The sequence below is a fragment of the Alicyclobacillus sp. TC genome, from assembly GCF_016804365.1.
GTDB lineage: Bacteria > Bacillota > Bacilli > Alicyclobacillales > Alicyclobacillaceae > Alicyclobacillus_I > Alicyclobacillus_I tolerans.
The window spans coordinates 2145824-2163154 of the sequence record NZ_CP044434.1 but is presented as its reverse complement, the minus strand read 5'-3'; the positions used below and the strand labels follow the sequence as shown (position 1 = coordinate 2163154).

The following is a 17331-nucleotide window of genomic DNA, read 5'->3' as shown; positions in this document are numbered from 1 at the left end:
GCTATTTCTCGCATTGTTGTTCCAGACTGTCACTCTGCCCAATCCAGCTGATGCACGACCCGTTCAGCAGGCCCTAATTAACCTTTTTGAGAATGATAAATCCTGATTGATTTGCCGGATCGACAACAATCTGTTCTGCTTGATACAGAACGCCACTCAAGGTGATATTTCCATGCGTGGCAAATACCAGATCCTGATGTCGGTGCTCGGGATGCCCAGAGCTTGGGAAAATCTGTACCAGTCGCTGATGGTTATACACGCTGACAAAAGCTGCTCCAGCGCTGTTTCGCGTCAGTGTCCAAGTCTCATTTTGGGTTGTCACGTTTTGCGTTTTGACGGGAATGCGAATAGATGAACCGTCGCTATCATGTGCAGGTATTTCTGCACTCGGAGTGCTATGCAACTTATAGATGATTAGAAAACCTGCCAATAAAATAATCCAAATCCAATTTTTTCTTGCCAGTCTTCTCATCCTTTCTTTAAATAGTCGTTTAAAAGAACGTGCCTGTAAAACCAACTGGCCATACTGGCTCCAGCATGCGCGTGGGCGCTCAAAATATTTCCGTGGACAGCCAGTACTTGATTTGATTTTTGCACATTTTGCAGTCGATAGGAATAGAGTTGTTCACATTCGTCGTCAATAGCCACCTGTAGACCGCCAAGCAAACCAGCCGTAGCTAATAAACCAACGCCTTGGCCTGTAGCTAATATCCAGGCGTGATGACTGTCTGCTTGGCGCAAAAAACGGATGGCGTGAGGATTTTCAGCAACTGTTGGCGTATATCGCCCGCCTGGTACTAGAACGATGGTATAATCAAATGCGGCTGATGGTTCCAGTGCGCTATCAGCAAGCAACCATTGCTGCCCATCCAGACGAATTTTATTTCCTCCCGGAGTTAGGGTGCGAATGACGATGCCCGCGTCTGTTAAACTCTGGTTGACTTGACCCATCTGCCAGAGAGAACAACCTTCAAATGCCAACAATGCTGCTTTCATTTGTGTACACCTCGCTTTCTTCTTCATCTGCATCGTACACGCAGCAGGAAAAAAAGTCATGCAGGAGTTGCTGTTTCTCTATGAAAGACAAAACATCAATACCCGTGCGCGTTGAGGAACTGCTTGGCGGACTCAATGATGAGCAGCGTACAGCCGTTCAAACAACAGAGGGACCAGTGCTTGTAGTGGCTGGGGCAGGTAGTGGCAAGACGAGTGTGCTCACACGCCGCATAGCGTATTTACTTGCCCAACACTTGGCTAACCCTCATCAAATTTTGGCGATCACGTTTACCAATAAAGCGGCTCGCGAAATGCAGACACGCGTGCAGAAACTGGTTGGAGATGCTGCGCGCGATCTGTGGATGGGGACTTTCCATTCAATATGTGTAAAAATTCTTCGTCGCCATGCTGACAGACTGGGCTATGATTTGAATTTTACAATTCTCGACAGTGATGACCAACGAGCATTAATTGCTCAGTCGTTACTGGATGCGCATTACGATCCGAAAAAATTCGATCCAGCCGCAGTCCATTTTGTCATCTCGCGTTGGAAGAATGAATTGGTGACAGAAGCACAATTGTCCAAATCGAGATCAGCCAAAAATTTGACAGAGGCGGTAGCATCACAAATTTATCCCGTTTATCAAGATCGTCTTTTTGCCGCTTCAAGTATGGATTTTGATGATTTAATAGGTTTGACGGTCAAACTTTTTCGCGATCATTCCGATGTTCTTCAATATTATCAAGAAAAATTCCGCTATCTGCATATTGATGAATACCAGGACACCAACCGTGCCCAATATCTTCTTGTCCGGATGTTGGCTGATCAATATCGTAATCTTTGTGCTGTTGGTGATTCTGACCAAGCGATTTATGCGTGGCGTGGAGCAGATATCGAAAACATGCTGCGTTTTGAGAAGGATTTTCCAGAAGCGAAGGTTATCTTATTAGAACGCAATTATCGTTCTACTGAAACTATTCTCCATGCGGCCAATGCCTTGATTGCCCAGAACAAACGCCGGAAGGAAAAAAACCTGCGAGCCGTTCGTGAAGGAGGTTGGCCCATTCGTGTGGCCGAGTTAACAGACAGCGAAGCAGAAGCGCGATATGTGGCTGACACCATTCAAGCGCACCTGCAATCCGGCGGACACCCTGGTGATTGTGCTGTACTATATCGTGCCAATGCTCAGTCACGGGCTATTGAAGAAGCTTTGATGAGTCAAGCCATACCTTATACCATAGTAGGAGGATTGACTTTTTACGATCGTCGAGAAATTAAAGATGTCTTTGCCTATCTACGTGTTCTTGTCAATCCCAAAGATGAAATTTCCTTGTTGCGAATCGCCAATGTACCAAGACGTGGACTCGGTGATGGTACGCTGGGAAAACTGTTAGACTATGCGCATGCTGAAAATAAAACTTTGTATGAGGCACTTGCCTCTGGACGGGAAGCAGGTTTGACAGAAAAAACGGCATTAGCCGCTGAACAGTTCTATCAGACACTCGAAGAGCTTAGACTATGGATGGAAGGCATGAGTGTGACAGAATTTCTGGCCGAAGTTCTTCATGGGACAGGCTATCGCAAGATGTATGCGGAGAGCAACAAAACAGAAGACCAGCAGCGCCTTGAAAATATTGATGAACTTCTGACCGTCAGCCAATCCTTTGATCGGCGTAGGGGTGGTTCAGTGGCTGAGTTTTTGGCGGAAGTCTCTCTGCTGAGTGATGTGGATAAAGATAAAGGCAAGGAGCGGGACAGTGTTCGACTGATGACTTTGCATGCGAGTAAAGGCTTGGAGTTTCCTGTCGTTTTCCTGGTTGGCATGGAAGAGACGCTGTTTCCTCATGCGCGTTCTCTAGATGATGAACAGGGCATAGAAGAGGAACGCAACCTTTGTTATGTAGGGTTAACGCGAGCTAAAGACAAGTTATATTTAACGTATTGCAGCGAGCGTACTCTTTTTGGACAGACCAGCATGCGTGAGCCTTCGCGTTTTTTGGCCGAGTTACCTGCCCAACTTGTGGAGCGTGAAAGATTAACCAATGATGTCATTTACTCCTATTCAGCGGGAGATAAAGTGATTCACTCACAGTTTGGAGAAGGTATTGTTTTGGAAATTGGCAAAGATGTCAAAACGGGTGAAGAACTGTTAACTGTGATGTGTCATCCGCGCATTGGAATGAAGACGTTTCCCAAACGTTACGCCAAGCCTGCTGTGGAACGAAAAAAAGCGTAATAGGCCGATCTCGTTTCCGTTGTTCAGTGAGCGTGGTACAATACGGATACATTTCCATCGCAAGTTTATACAATAATGAAGAACCGACAGGCTTGCGGTCAGGAGGCAAATCAGTGTGCGTTACTGGATAATCATTGGCATCCTTTTTGTGGTTTTTGTCGCAGTTTATCTGGGTGTATTTCTCTACACGAGGAAAAAACAAAAAGCGTTTGATGAGCAATACCTATCTATGAAAGAAAGACATGAAGTTTTCGTTCTCAATAAGAAAATTACTAAAGAAAGACCTCAACAGGGTTGGGCGCGATTTATGAAAATGAAATCTTATCAAGTGGTAGGCCGAGTTACTGTCTCTCAAGCTATGCGTGGAATGCAGATGAGTAAGATGCAGACAGTCACATTTCGGACCACCAAACAGGAATACGATAAAATCGAGATCAACCATAAATACAAAATGGACATTGCGGGAAATTATATTGGTAATGTGATAGCACCGACGCCTTCTAAACAAAAAAAGTCGTCGTCCAAAACGACTGGAGGAAAATCGGAGAGCAAAGGTAAAAACAATAAGAAATCAAACGTGAAATCGTAAATTCAAAGCTGTTCTCAAAGCCATCCGCAGGATGGACAGGAGAACAGCTTTTTACATGGATTTGCATGCTGAATGTTTCTTCTACGGACCAACGCCTATGTTTTTGCATAGGCTGTTGTGAGTTGGGCTGGGTCTTCGATTCAGATTGTATGGAGACCCGTGAAGCGAGGGGCAGTGGTCTCCAGTGGAGATTGGATGAAGCCCGCGAAGCGAGGAGGAACTAGCATGCAACAGAAACGCCGTACGTCTACCGGATTACAGAGTGTGCGCAAAAAAAAGCGTCCGCAGGGTAGAAAAACAGCTCAAACGACAGGTCAAACGCCTTCCGTCAGTTTACCAACAGCGTTAACCTATCGTCTGCGCCGTCCAGAAGATGATGAATATATTGTGAAATTGACCAGTGAACAATTAGGAGGAATTCATCAGAACGCATTTGGTGAACCTTTTCCAGAATCAACTTTTCTGCACTATCTGCAATCTGGGGCACCAACAGTCATTATTGAAAAGGACGGGAAAAGGATTGGCTACTATTCTTATCTGGTAGGGCCAGCAGAAAAAATGCATATCTCTGCAATGGTGCTAGAGCCTCAGTATCAGTCATCCGGCATTGGTCGCGAGGTTATGGCGCGTATTGAAAAGAGAGCAAAGGAACAGGGAATTCAAGTACTTGAGGTTTTTGTGCAAGAGAATAACGAAAAGAGTCTCAACTTTACAAGGCAACTTGGCTTTCAAGAAGTATTTCGTTTAGAACCGCATTCAATTGCTTTCCAAAAACGCATTCTCTAGGCAAGGATTCGTGCGGATTTTGTCGAATTTGATAGAGAGGAGAAAGAAAATAGCGTGATCGGGACATAAAAGGGAGTCGTTACAGATGTCAGAAACACTGTCACAAGGGCGCATACAGGTGGAGCATAATCAAATCCGGGTACTCGCCGAGCCACAAGATTTGCCGCCGACATTGATTGTTGCTCGTCACCCTTCTTTGCATGTGCTTGTGGACGGTGTGGAGGTTGTGGGTCGTGTACAGGTGCACGCCTTTCAGGAAATTCAGGTCAGTGTCATTGATGTGGAACCTTATCGGGAGATACGCATACAAGTCTCTCCAGATACGCTTCACGCTACACTCGAAATTGAATATCAAAAAGGGCAACACTTTCGCTTGGGCGATTCTCCTCCAACTGCAGTCTGTCTATTGCATGTCATTCAAGAAGCTGTTTTGCCGCAGCCCTATACGCGAAGCGACGTGAGACAATTGCTTGCTGAACAGAGAATTGTTGAAGGTGTGGATTGGGAAGCTATTGATAGTTTGCTCGCTTCCGGTGAATCTGGTAGTTGTGTTTGCGCTTCCGGTACTCCGCCGGTGGATGGTTTGCCGGAGCGAGTAACCATGCTGGTTCAGCCCGTTCATGAACCTCTCTATGGAATTGTTCCAGTGCGTCCCATTCTTTCTGTACAAAAAGGTATTTCCGTAGCCAAACGTCTGCCGGAAGAAAGCGGTGAGGCAGGCGTCAGTGTTTATGGTACGGCCATCCCTCCTTATACGCCTCCTGCCAAATTGCCACGTATTGGAGATGGGCTGGCAGAAAACGATGAAGGAGTTTTCATTTCTGTGCGAGGAGGACGTGTAATTCACCGTCCTGATTTGCTTGATGTGGCTCCCACGTTGGAATTTAATGAATCTCTTACGGCGAAGCAGGGTCATGTGCAGTTTGACGGCGATGTTTTGGTACGTGGCAATGTGGAGCAAGGTGTAGAAATTGCTGCTTCAGGACAAGTTTTTGTCCAAGGGATTGTATCACGGGCTAAAATTGTTGGAGATGCGGGAATTATAATATCGGGTGGAGTTTTTCAGTCAGAGTTGTATGCGGGTCTGCGCTATCATTGCCTGCAAGAACTATACCATTTTCTTCAGGATTTCTTACAAGAATGGCAAATCTTTCAATCGGCCGTTGAACGCTTGCAAGAAGCAGTTAAGACGCGTGGTTCAGAAATTTCCCATGCGCGCATTGTTGCCTCTCTTTTGGCAGATAAATATCGTGAGATACTGGTTTGGCCAACGCGATTTCAAGAATTTATAGAGTCGCACCCTACGCTCGATCTCGGTCCCTGGCTGGGGAGATTGCGCCGGGCTGGAGAATGGATGCGCCAAGCGTATTTGGAATCAACTACAATACAGCGTTGGGTACTTCATCGTACTGAAGTGGAAAAGTGGTTGAGTGTGATAGAAAACTGGGAAGTGTCAGCTGAACTGGCCGCCATACAGTGCGCTTATGCGCAGTCATCTGGTTTGCGTGCTGCGGGGGATGTGGATATTACACATCAGGGAGTTTACCAATGTCGCGTGCGGGCTGGCGGTACTGTAAAAGCACTCGGTAAGCCGGGCGTCATTCTGGGTTCCAACATTGAAGCAGGTTTGGCTGTCTTTGCCAAAATTATTGGTTCACACGCCGAGTCAATAACTCGTATCCATCTTCGTCAAGAGGATGGTTGCCAAGTATCTGCCGATCTCGTTTACCCAGGCACAATTTTTATCGTCGATGATTTTCCCCATCATGTTCAGCACGAGTGGCGCCAATGCGTATGGCCAGTCCCCGCAACAAAAGACTCATAACAAAAAAGCTGCCTGCCAGAAGGCATGCAGCTAGCGGGGATAAGTGCTGGAGTGTCTAGACGGTTTCCCTATCAGAGAAGAGCAGGGAAATGCAATAGAGGCCAGCCAGCCCAATGATGACATAAACCACACGACTGATAAGTCCGGTAGTGCCACCAAACAGGGCTGCTACAAGATCGAATTTAAACAATCCAACGAGCAGCCAGTTGAGTGCCCCAATGATAACTAGAACTAATGCTGTCTTGTTCATGGGAACTCCACCCCCTTCGACAAAGAGTATGCGCTCCGTGAGACTTTTCCATGTGTCCAGTTTTTGAGCAAAAACCGGAAATTTTCCTGTGCCAGTTTCGCATATCGTGGTTCTGATCTGCAGAAAGCTATCAGCAGGAGCAGTTGCAGCCTTTTGCCATTCGGGGTATGCTACTAGGGAAAAGATTGTAGAGCCTCGAAGTGAGGAGGGTTGAGCGCATATGGATGTGGAAAATCGGATTCGGGAAGTGTTGGTTCCCATCAAGGAAGCCATTCAACAAGATGGCGGTGATGTGGAGTTTGTTTCCTATGATAGTTTGACCAAAACGGTCTATGTTTCCCTGCTTGGCGCGTGTGTAGGATGCCCGGCCAGTATGATGACCTTGAAAATGGGAGTTGAGCGCTCCATCCGCCAGCAAATACCCGAAGTTGAGCATGTGGAGGCATGTTGAAGACTGCTTGGACATAGATTTTACCATAACAGGCATCAGGGGCGTGTCGTTCAGTGAATCGACGCGCCTTTCTGTTGCTGACGGATGGGTTACGTTTTAATCTTATGGATAGGAAGGAGGTGCAACGCTTGAAAGTGGAACTCAAGGGTCAGAAATTAGAAATCTTGGCACGAGATTTGCATGAGCCTTGTACAAGCCGCGTATGGCTCGAACAAGCGTTGTTTTTGCCTCCTGGTTTCGTTGGTAGACTGCATGCTCAAGGACTCGTTTTACGTGACGCCAATCGTTTGCATGTTGAAAGCAAAATATATCCAGACGACCGAATCGTTATAGATTTATCTGCTTTTGCACCACCTACGACTTTGCAACAACTCGACTTGAAGCGTGTGTCCACTCAGTCACCTGGTGCGGAGATTCTTTTTGAAGATCCTCATTTGCTGGCCGTACAAAAACCAGCTGGTATTCTGATACATAGTGAACGACCAGAAGAGGACACATTGGATAGACGAGTTTCTATACAACTGGGCAGTCCATTTGTCTATCATGTGCATAGGCTCGATCGCGGTACGAGTGGCATCGTACTATACGCCAAGCATGCGCTGATGTTGCGATCGCTTGACCATCAGTTGGCAAAACATAAAATTCGTCGGCTTTATGTAGCTCTGGTGGAAGGAAATCTGTCGCCTTTGAATGGAACCTTGAATGATTCTATAGGAAAGGATCGCCACCATGCGGGACGATATCGAGTATCTAAAGGCGGCCAGCCAGCAGTTACAGAGTATCATACGCTCTTCTCGCCACTCTTTTATGGTCAGCAGAAAGTATCATTGCTTGCTTGTCAGTTAAAAACCGGACGCACTCATCAGATAAGGGTTCATCTTTCTTCGCGGGGTTGTCCTGTTGTGGGAGATGTCTTGTATGGTGCTCTGCAGCCTGGGTTGTCCTCCGCTAGACAAGTGAATCATCATTCTGCAATAGAGTCAACCAAAGAAGCATTTTTTTTGCATGCTCACGCTTTATCCTTTGTCCATCCATATACTGGGAAGGCTCATTTATTGACTGCTCATTGGCCGCAAGCTTGGCAACCTGTGCTTGAACTTGTGGGAGACCATCGACTCGATAGAAAATTGCATCATCTTTACAAAGAACTGAATGGGGCAGAGGTACAGGCATGATACAAAGAGTTCAGGTTACCATACGATTTTGTTGGGCTTTGTTGTTGGATGTGACGCGTAAAGACATTGCCTCACTTGCAGCAGTGATTTGTTTTTATGGACTTTTCTCCATGTTTCCTCTCTTGTTGTTAATTCTATATTCGCTCTCTTTTCTAGCTCCTAACGACTTGGTGGAACACGCCTTGGTTCAATCCGTTAGGCCTTTTTTTCCTGCTCTTCCTGATGCGAAAAAATTTATTGCTGACAACATTACACGTTTGGCTGGACTTGGGGCTAAAGTGACGCTGTTTTCCTTGATTTCGCTGCTGTGGAGCGCCACAAGCGCTTTTATTGCACTTCAACAGGCACTTGACGTCATCTTTGAAGTGAAGATACCGCGCTCTTATTTTTCTCGGCGTATGGTAGGGTTTGCCATGTTTGCGTTATTGCTTTTGGTCATGATGGTCACTTCTATTGCGCTTGCCATGTTTCCTGCGGCGTTTTCCCATTCAGCTTTCTGGAGAATTTCTATCTTTCATCATCTCCCTTATCCTTCGATTACTAATTTTTTGTTTCCGTTTGTTCTGTTTGTTACCTGTGTGCTTCTGTATCGGATGCTACCTACCCATAATGCACCACTGCGTCCGTTATTGATTGGCGCCTTTGTGGCAACGGTACTTCTCGATATCGCTCGCCAGATGTTTGTCTGGTATGCAGAGAGTTTTGTACGGTATGAGATGGTATATGGCACTCTGGCGATTTTAATGATTATTGTTTTGTGGATGTATGTGGCAAGCACGCTCGCTTTGTTTGGTGCCGCAGTATCTCATCAATGGATGCTTCAGTTTGAATCGTGAACGACCCAACATTTTCATTGGATAAAATCAAGGGGAGACGCTAAGGTTGGAGAAATCAACTTTCTCAGTCATTATTCCTACAAAAAATCGACTTCCAGACTTGTCAGCTTGTCTAGATGCTCTGGCTCATCAAACTTATGAAGGTGTGATTGAAGCTTGCGTAGTGAACGATGGCGGCGAGTCTATTCAGTCGGTGCTGGATAAACCTCGTAACCTTCGTGTGAATGCTTTAGAGTTGCTCGATCCGGTTGGACAAGTAAAGGCTCGTCAGCTCGCTATAGAGCGGGCCAATGGCGAATGGATTGCCTTTTGTGATGATGACGACCGGTGGTTGCCTCAGCATGCAGAACGGCTTGCCCAAGCCCTGCTAAACGGTATGAACTTTGTCTATACAGACGCGGAAATGGTAGCTAGAGATGCTTCTGGTGTTGTTCGTGAACGTCGGACGTTTGCATTTCAGCATGGAGAAAGGCTGCTTTTACACTACAATACTTTGCTTGCTACGGCTGTTGCCGTCCATTCTTCACTTCTCGAGCGAGCTGGTGGATTGGATGTGAATATGGAACATTATTGGGACTGGGATTTATGGCTGCGTTTGGCTCGTCTAATATCTCCTGTTCGCATACCAGGTTGCAGTGTGCTCTATCAAATATCGCTCGCTGGGCATAACCAATCAAGCCGACCTGAAAGTATGCGCTCCTCTTTAGAACGTCTTATTGAAAAACATCACTTGCCAGATTTGCCAAGCAGTAATTTCTGGAGAATGACGGAAGTGGCTGAGTTGGCAAAATACCGTGACTCGCCAGAAGTTTTTTGGGATGGTTCGCTAGAGATTTGGCAAGGTTGGCATTGAACCATAGAGTTGGTCGCATCCAGCAGATGTATGAATGAGGGCAATGTGACAAGGAAAGGGAGAATGAGCAAGTGGATGAAATTCGTCTACGTGGTCTGCAGTTTTTTGGTTATCATGGTGTGATGCCAGAGGAGACAGTTACAGGTCAACGGTTTATCGTTCATCTGAATTTAAAAATTGATTTAAAACAGGCAGGTCTTACCGACTCTATTAAACATACCGTTGATTACGCAGCTGTTTATCGCACTGTAAAGGAAGTTGTTACTGGAGTTCCTCGTCGACTGATTGAGGCTGTAGCAGAAGATGTTGCGAAAGTGCTTTTGGAAAGATTTCTGCTGGTGGAAGAAGTCACGGTGGAACTTGAAAAACCGGGGGCGCCTATCCCCGGTATTTTTGAAACGGTGAGTGTGCTTATGACGCGACGCCGTCATTAAACCCGTTGAGTTGAATGCTATGATGCTGGGATGCTTGAGGTTGTGCATTAGGGCTGGACACTCATTAAATAGGCGATAATGGCAAGCAGGGCGACAGCAAGAATACCAATACACCAGTTGCTGACTCGCAAGCGTTTTAATTCGGCTTCAGCCAAAATCTTGCGGCTGTCAGATATTTTTTGTAACTCTCGAAATAGGCCGTAACGAATAGCGACAAATACCAGAAGATAGAGGAGTAATGAAATAATCATCCATGCTTGTTCAAGCATTTTTAGACTGGAAAAAAGAACGAGTAAGCCGCCCGTAATCCACAACAAAATATTGGCGGTGGTTTCAAAAGGGCGGTAGCGTTGGATGAAACGTGTCACACCAGCTACCGAACGCAATCTAGGAATGGCGAAGAAAATGGTAAGTTTCGAACAAACAGCTATAAGATGGACAACCAGTACTGGCATAAAAATCGCAGGCACGCACGATCTCTCCCTACTCAAACGATTCTGTCGCTTAAGCAACTCCTACTATGCCAGTGTAACTCATTGACCAAACGGCCGGAAGATCCCCGAACAAACTAAAAACACATTGATTCAGTGGTAAATTCTTGATCACCGGATGATCCGATACAAAAGGCAAGCCCAGTAGAACATCCAGGCCGTTGGGCCGGCTTGCAACAGCAGCCATTGCGCTTTGCGAATACCTTTTTGCCGCAATGCTTTCCGATCTGAAAGATACATCCCCAATAAACCTTTGACAACAAACTGGTGAATTTTATTTTCTAAGGGCTTCCGTCGAGAAACCCATAGACTTGTTTTCATAAAACGGCGCAACCTTTTGCGAGCAGCGCGGGGGAAGGGTAACAAAGCACGAAATTAAAGTCACCTTCACGAATATCTTCTTCTACGTCGATCAGATAATCCAGTAGGATATGCAAGCCGCAAAGCCAGGGAAAATAACCAGCCCGTACCTGGTTGGCCAAATCTGATTCCAATGGCTCTGTAGCGGCTAAAAATAAAGCGAACATACCTAAGGTAGACCCAGTGGCTGCAGCAAACTCCCACCATTCAATTTCCGGAAATTCGCGCAGATAGGGGCGACTCCATGCAATCAGAGCTGCTTCCCTCAAGTGAGGTTCAATATGCTTAGTTTCTTGCAATTCGCAGTATCGTTCTACAAGCCACTCTACATCAGGTTGGACTGCTGCATAACCAGGCAATTTTTCCAGAGCATTTTGACATGTACTGACTAAATCGTCCAGATAATTGCCATCATCACAAGATTTGCGAAATCGGTAGTATTCTTGATGAGCTTGTCCTGGACGTACGGCATCGCGCATAGCGTCGTGCAATGCGCGGAAATCATTGGCATCTGTGCGTTGACATCGGTCACAGAGGTTGTCCAAATAATCGCTGATGGTTTGTAATGCAACAATAATCTTGACGAGCAAGATTCTCGATTCAGGCTTGGCGGCTGCGTAAACACATCCTCCATCAGCGTGAAAACGCTTGTCAGTCAAACTGGCAAGTGCTTGAACACGCAATTCTGTATCCGGAATGTTTTCAGCCCGGCGGCGCCAATACATTAATTCGGCGCGCGCCGTTGGCATCACATCATGAAACAAACGATAGAGGAACTGTGGTGGAGCTATTACAGACAATCGTTTCGTCACAGCAGCCTCCTCTCTTCGTTGAACACAGTGGCTACAACTGTTTTTACTTTAACAGCAATTGACCTACATCACTTGCCACACTTAACATCTTTTTGGCATTCTCGGCATTTAGCCAACTAGGTAAACCTGCCTGAGACGGAATGGGTTGTTGAGTTTTGGGAGCAAAGGGGATAGCCGGTTTCGGCACAGACGCATGTCCATGAATTTGTCCGTAAAGTCCGCGCCTTTTTGCGCCCTGATGAACCATTTTGACTAATTCTTGAATTCGCTCATCGCGCGCCACATCAAAAGCCATTCCCCCAAATTTTAGCATGGTGTTCAATTGCATGCTCATACACCTCGCATTAGGGTAATTCTTCATTGGCTTCTGCTTTACCATATGCAACTGATGTGTGCGAGTAGCGGACAACCGCCTCATTCCTGATGTGCGTTCATTCACTGCTCTGTGTCTAACATTCTATGCATGTTCTGTATTTCTCAGTCATGCTAAGCGGAATCCACATGCCTTTATGCTTAAACTTCGCAAAGCGGTGATTGCAGGTAGTGAATGAGCAATTCGGACGTGTGGATTAAAGCGTCTGAGTGCAGGCGTTCATAAGTATGAGAATTGGCAACGCCGGGTCCCACCAGACCATGCTTGATGTCTGCACCGGATCGGACTGCTGCAGAAGCGTCAGAACTGTAATGTGGATAAATATCAACTGCATAGTGAAGCTGGTGTTGTTGAGCTATATGTACAAGGTGCTGACGTAATCCGAAATGGTAAGGTCCTGAGCCATCCATAGCACATATGGAAACACTGTGCTCATCTGTTGTCTGACCCTTGCCAATAGCCCCCATATCTACAGCGACATATTCTACAGTTTGTTGCGGAATGTTGGAATTACCTCCATAGCCAATCTCTTCGTTGTTTGAGATGAGAAAAGTACAATCTACAGCTAATTCGCGGTTGTTTCTTTGCAATGCGTGAACCACACCAAAGAGTATGGCCACACTCGCTTTATCATCCAAGTGCCGACTCTTGATATATCCACTTTCAGTCAAAACAGCGCGTGGATCCCAAGCGATAAAATCTCCTACGGAGATACCGAGTTTCTTGACATCTTCTGCTGAGTGTACGACTTCATCAAGCACAATCACCATATTGTCAGCAGTGCGTTCAGTTTCGTTGACTTTGGAGTTAACGTGGACGGAGGTGTTTTCCAGGAGAACAGTGCCTGTAAATGTCTTTTTCTCAGAAAAAATGCGACAAGTTTCTCCTTCGATAGTACTCCAGGCATAGCCGCCAATTTTTTGTATGCGCATTTGTCCACTGGGCAAAATTTCTTTAATCATGCCACCGAGCGTATCGACATGAGCCGTCAGCAAACGGCTAGACTCAGATTGTTTTCCTTGGATGGTAAAACAAAGCGCACCTTTATGTGTTCTGGTCGACTGAATTCCGAGCTTTTTGGCTTCTGCTTCAACAAAGTCAATGGCAGTCTTCGTCATTCCGGTAGGGCTAGGAATATTTAACAGGCGCAGCAAAAAATCTTGAGTATACTGTAAGTCTTCCTGCGAAAATAGCATGTTCTTATCCTCCCTTTTTGTGATAGATGAGGCAATGTCGCTCTATTGTCAGAATTCCGCCTCATTGTATCACAACAAAATCTCCACAGATTCTTAAACTTGCGTATCATAGTGTAGGTGGAGATTACGATCATTGAGTGGAGATTGTGATAAATGAAAGGAAGCAGACGGTATGGTACAGCAAAGAACAGTCGCTGACACAGCATGGACACCTAAGTCAGAGCGGGCATTGAATCAAGTGTGCGCAGAGATGGAGGAGCAAGGACAAAATGAATTGTCTGAGCGCTTGCGCGCTATTGTCAGTCCATTACGGGAGGGTCAATGGAAGATAGTGGTGGCCTTTTGTGGCCTGTTTTCCGCTGGTAAATCCAGCCTCATCAATGCGCTTACAGGTGCTTCTCTTGCGACTGGTGCCGTACCTACAACTGCCAAAGTAGAAACAGCGGCAATGGTCAATGAAGAACTTGGATGTGAAATCGATCTACTGGACACACCGGGCATTGATTCAACGGATGCGAGTCACGAAGCTGAAACGCTTGCACACCTCTACCTGGCAGATCTCGTGGCGCTTGTCATGGATTACCAACACGTGGAGGCTGACGAGCATCTGGAATGGGCAAAACGCTTACAAGATGAGGGGAAGCGGCTCATTTTAATTGTCCACCAGGTTGACAAACATCTCGATTTTGAATTGTCGTTTGAAGAATATCAAGAACGGGTGGAAACAGCATTTTCAGCTTTTGGTGTGGAACCCGAGCGGATTTTCTATACTTCCACTCGTCCTTCACCCTATTCACAAATTGTCGAGCTCCAATCTTTCCTTCTAGGATTAGCGCATATCAGTCCTTGGGAGAAACAGTTTTCCATCTATATTCGTGTGCAGGAAATCCTTCGTCAATTCGCACAAATTTGTCATCAAGAAGAATGGCAAAAGGTACAGGAAGATGTTATGGACATCTTTGGGCAATTCCCGGAAAACGCTCAAGAAGCCAGGCAGTGGTTAGAAACGAGATCGAAATCTATTCTAAAAGTACAAAAAGACTACCAATTGCGGCTGGATGAGCTACAGGACAAATGGAATCATGAGCGTATTGAACTGGCCCGTCTCATTGAATTGGCGCAGATTTCTCCTTATGAGACAACGGAACTGGGCAGAAAATATGTTGAGAGTTTGCGAAGTGATTTTCGTGTAGGCTGGTTTGGTCGCGAGAAAAAAACGGAGCAGGAACGCGAACAGCGTATCCAGAACTTCTTGAATGATTTAACCGATCGCGCTCAAAAAAATCTTTTTTGGCCGCTTCAGTCTGCGTTGCGCGCCTTTCTTCAGGAGGAACTCAGTTCCGGAACCTGGGATGCTGCGCAACTTGACAATTTGACAGTTCCCATAAGCTCTGAATTGCTGCAGAGACAAATCAAATCTGGTGCGCTGGTTTCTGCAGATTACGGTTATCAGTACGTTCGGGATGTGGTAGCGGCAATTCGTGGCCAGACATTGGCGCGTTTGCAAATGATGCTGGACGATTATCAACAATTGGCCATTGTTCAACTGCAGGAAGAAGAACAGTCTATCAAACAAACATTTGCTCCTGATGCGGAAGCCTGTCGCGCCTTGAATGCTTGGTTGCAGGTTTATGAGAGTATTGAACGGGAATGGCGCCAGAAATTAAATGAAATTCCTGTATTTTCGGAGGTGGGCGCAGGGTAATGGGTGTTGAACATACCATCCAAGATAAAATTGCAGCAGCTCAAAATTTACTGGCGGATTTACCGCACGGGCAGCCTTTTCAGGAAAGCCTTGTCTTAGCAAAGGAACGTTTTCAGAATCGTCAAGTCATGGTGGCTGTTTTTGGTGCTTTTTCAGCAGGCAAGTCTTCTTTGCTCAACGCTTTGCTGGAGCAACCTGTATTAACCGTCTCTCCCAATCCTACGACAGCGACAGTGACAAAAATTCTTGCTGGTCGTCAGGGTGAATTATGGATTGAAGCTAAATCGAAAGATGAGGTTTGGCAAGACGTATCTGATGCCTGTCGACGCATCCAGTTAGAAGCAGATTCTCTCGAGGCTGCGCTTGCCAAAGCAGAGAGTTTGCAGCCAGCTCAGTATGGCAAAACAGCGAGAACTTCCCTTTCCTATCTCAAAGCGGTCAGCAAAGGTTATCCTGTTATGCGTCACCGTCTTGGGCAATCATGGAACGCAACGTTGGACGAGCTGCGTTCTTTCACTGCAGATGAGTCATTGGCCTGTTATGTCAGAGAAGTACAGGTGCCGCTGGCGAATGCGCCTTTTGCGGAAGGATTTGTTCTCGTGGATACACCGGGCGTCGATTCTATTCACCGCCGTCATACCAATGTTGCTTTTAACTATATGCGCCAAGCGGATGCAATCGTTTTTGTGCTTTATTATACACACGCTTTTTCGCGTGCAGATAAAAACTTTTTGCAACAATTGGCTGATGTGCAAAACGTAATGGGTCAAAACAAATTGTACGTGGTTGTGAATGCGGTCGATCTTGCTGTGAACGAAGAAGAGCGGCATGCTGTAGAGCAGCGCGTTCGAGATGAGCTGAGATCACTGGGTATCGTTGAGCCGCGTATTTATGGAGTTTCCAGCCAACTGGCTTTAGCGGCCAAGCAATTAAAAATAAAAACGGATCCGAAATTTGAGCAAATGGCAAGAGTACGTCTTCAATTAGGTCCTGAAGAGCCATTGCCAGTTCCGGATGAGATATGGAATATTTCAGGGCTGGAAGCTTTGCAAAAAGATTTAATGACGGCAAATGATGATGTGCGTGAGCGTTTGCGGGTAGAGACTTTACAACGCGAAATGACGCATCTTATGAATCAAATCGAAGCGGAAGTCACGCGTTTGGGATTGCTCCAGCGCGCTCGAGCAGAAGAGCGGGAACGTTTCGTGGCAGACGTTGAAACTGCTCATCGTTTGCTTCAGGAAGAAAAAGAAAACGGCGCTGTTTTGCGGAATGTGCAAGTACAACTGCAAAGTGATTGTCAGGAACTTATTTTTCATATAGGAGAACGCATTCGTCTCAGGTTTTCTAACTTATTCCGTGAGGCGTTTTATCCGGGCCGTTTTGTTCAAAGTAAGGAGACCAAAATGGCTTTGCAGGAAGCGGCCGTAGAATTGGCCGGACAATTGGAAACGCAAATTTTGGTAGAGACTAGAACTTTTTCGCTTCGTTTGCAAAAAATTGGACAGGAATTACTTGAACAAGCAGCAGATGCTCTTTGTGCTCGACTACCACAGATGTTGCGAGCAGCAATTAATATTCCAGACATACAAATTCAGTTGCCTGAGGTTCAGGCAGAGGATGTGCACATGAATCATCAACCTTTATTGCAATCTCTCCACTACTTCCGTTCTGCGCGGCAGTTTTTTGAAGAAGGCGGCCAACGTGATATGCTTGAAGCAGTGGAACCATTGCAGATGGGGGAAGTAAAAAGCGAGATTAGCCGTTTGACAACACAATTACTCGAACATTTGCAACAGCAATGGGCAGAGATGGAGCAAGAATGGATTGAAGCATGGATGTTGCAGTTGCGACAGTTTACAGAGCAAGGTAGAGCAGAGGAAATAGCAGAGAATCAATCGCGTTGGCAATTTGTTGCAGAAGAATGGGCAAAGTTGTGGGGGCTATCTAGGGCGCAATAAG

17 protein-coding genes and 1 pseudogene are annotated in these 17331 nt (G+C 46.1%); 11 read left to right on the top strand and 7 right to left on the bottom strand.

The window, feature by feature from the left end; all coding sequences use genetic code 11:
• Positions 1-73: 73 nt before the first annotated feature.
• Positions 74-472, bottom strand: coding sequence for a hypothetical protein (locus FY534_RS10725; RefSeq protein WP_203114536.1), 399 nt, complete (start codon positions 470-472; stop codon positions 74-76).
• The gene (locus FY534_RS10720) at positions 469-996 is read right to left on the bottom strand and encodes a DJ-1/PfpI family protein (protein ID WP_072872821.1); all 528 of its coding nucleotides are present in this window, start codon (positions 994-996) and stop codon (positions 469-471) included. Before FY534_RS10720 ends, FY534_RS10725 begins: the two co-directional genes overlap by 4 nt.
• Before the next feature lie 80 nt (positions 997-1076).
• On the opposite strand from FY534_RS10720, the gene FY534_RS10715 reads away from it, so the two are divergent.
• The 4 genes from FY534_RS10715 to FY534_RS10700 all read left to right on the top strand — a co-directional run bounded on the left by FY534_RS10715 (position 1077) and on the right by FY534_RS10700 (position 6433).
• Positions 1077-3233, top strand: a complete 2157-nt coding sequence (locus tag FY534_RS10715; protein WP_203114535.1) for an ATP-dependent helicase — start codon at positions 1077-1079, stop codon at positions 3231-3233.
• A 115-nt stretch (positions 3234-3348) separates the two neighbouring features.
• Entirely contained in the window at positions 3349-3822 is a 474-nt protein-coding gene (locus tag FY534_RS10710; RefSeq protein ID WP_072872823.1) for a hypothetical protein, read from the top strand.
• 225 nt (positions 3823-4047) lie between these two features.
• On the top strand, positions 4048-4608 hold the full coding sequence (locus tag FY534_RS10705; RefSeq protein WP_203114534.1) for a GNAT family N-acetyltransferase: 561 nt from the start codon (positions 4048-4050) through the stop codon (positions 4606-4608).
• Between the two features lie 85 nt (positions 4609-4693).
• A complete protein-coding gene (locus FY534_RS10700; RefSeq protein ID WP_203114533.1) occupies positions 4694-6433 on the top strand; it encodes a FapA family protein in 1740 nt (579 codons plus the stop codon).
• 55 nt (positions 6434-6488) lie between these two features.
• Here FY534_RS10700 and FY534_RS10695 read toward each other — a convergent pair whose 3' ends face one another.
• Entirely contained in the window at positions 6489-6683 is a 195-nt protein-coding gene (locus FY534_RS10695) for a DUF378 domain-containing protein (protein WP_072872826.1), read from the bottom strand.
• Positions 6684-6903: 220 nt separating this feature from the next.
• Between FY534_RS10695 and FY534_RS10690 the strand changes: the two genes are divergently transcribed.
• From FY534_RS10690 to folB, 5 genes are all read left to right on the top strand, one after another.
• On the top strand, positions 6904-7134 hold the full coding sequence (locus tag FY534_RS10690) for a NifU family protein (RefSeq protein ID WP_072872827.1): 231 nt from the start codon (positions 6904-6906) through the stop codon (positions 7132-7134).
• A gap of 53 nt (positions 7135-7187) precedes the next feature.
• The gene (locus FY534_RS10685; protein ID WP_203114532.1) at positions 7188-8309 is read left to right on the top strand and encodes an RluA family pseudouridine synthase; all 1122 of its coding nucleotides are present in this window, start codon (positions 7188-7190) and stop codon (positions 8307-8309) included.
• Positions 8306-9145: a YihY/virulence factor BrkB family protein gene (locus tag FY534_RS10680; RefSeq protein WP_203114531.1), complete on the top strand. Its 840-nt coding sequence runs from the start codon at positions 8306-8308 to the stop codon at positions 9143-9145. Before FY534_RS10685 ends, FY534_RS10680 begins: the two co-directional genes overlap by 4 nt.
• Before the next feature lie 46 nt (positions 9146-9191).
• Positions 9192-9998: a glycosyltransferase family 2 protein gene (locus FY534_RS10675; protein ID WP_203114530.1), complete on the top strand. Its 807-nt coding sequence runs from the start codon at positions 9192-9194 to the stop codon at positions 9996-9998.
• A gap of 71 nt (positions 9999-10069) precedes the next feature.
• Entirely contained in the window at positions 10070-10432 is a 363-nt protein-coding gene (gene folB / locus FY534_RS10670; RefSeq protein ID WP_072872831.1) for a dihydroneopterin aldolase, read from the top strand.
• A gap of 47 nt (positions 10433-10479) precedes the next feature.
• On the opposite strand, the gene FY534_RS10665 is transcribed toward folB, so the two are convergent.
• The 4 genes and pseudogenes from FY534_RS10665 to FY534_RS10650 all read right to left on the bottom strand — a co-directional run bounded on the left by FY534_RS10665 (position 10480) and on the right by FY534_RS10650 (position 13664).
• The gene (locus FY534_RS10665) at positions 10480-10902 is read right to left on the bottom strand and encodes a DUF2269 family protein (RefSeq protein WP_072872832.1); all 423 of its coding nucleotides are present in this window, start codon (positions 10900-10902) and stop codon (positions 10480-10482) included.
• Between the two features lie 132 nt (positions 10903-11034).
• Positions 11035-12008: pseudogene (locus FY534_RS10660) on the bottom strand (tetraprenyl-beta-curcumene synthase family protein).
• A 130-nt stretch (positions 12009-12138) separates the two neighbouring features.
• On the bottom strand, positions 12139-12423 hold the full coding sequence (locus FY534_RS10655) for a hypothetical protein (protein ID WP_072872833.1): 285 nt from the start codon (positions 12421-12423) through the stop codon (positions 12139-12141).
• Between the two features lie 185 nt (positions 12424-12608).
• Positions 12609-13664, bottom strand: coding sequence for a M42 family metallopeptidase (locus FY534_RS10650; protein WP_203114528.1), 1056 nt, complete (start codon positions 13662-13664; stop codon positions 12609-12611).
• A gap of 172 nt (positions 13665-13836) precedes the next feature.
• On the opposite strand from FY534_RS10650, the gene FY534_RS10645 reads away from it, so the two are divergent.
• Both FY534_RS10645 and FY534_RS10640 read left to right on the top strand, forming a co-directional pair.
• Complete coding sequence (locus FY534_RS10645) at positions 13837-15369, top strand: dynamin family protein (protein WP_203114527.1); 1533 nt, start codon at positions 13837-13839, stop codon at positions 15367-15369.
• Positions 15369-17330, top strand: coding sequence for a dynamin family protein (locus FY534_RS10640; RefSeq protein WP_203114526.1), 1962 nt, complete (start codon positions 15369-15371; stop codon positions 17328-17330). Before FY534_RS10645 ends, FY534_RS10640 begins: the two co-directional genes overlap by 1 nt.
• Position 17331 lies beyond the last annotated feature (1 nt).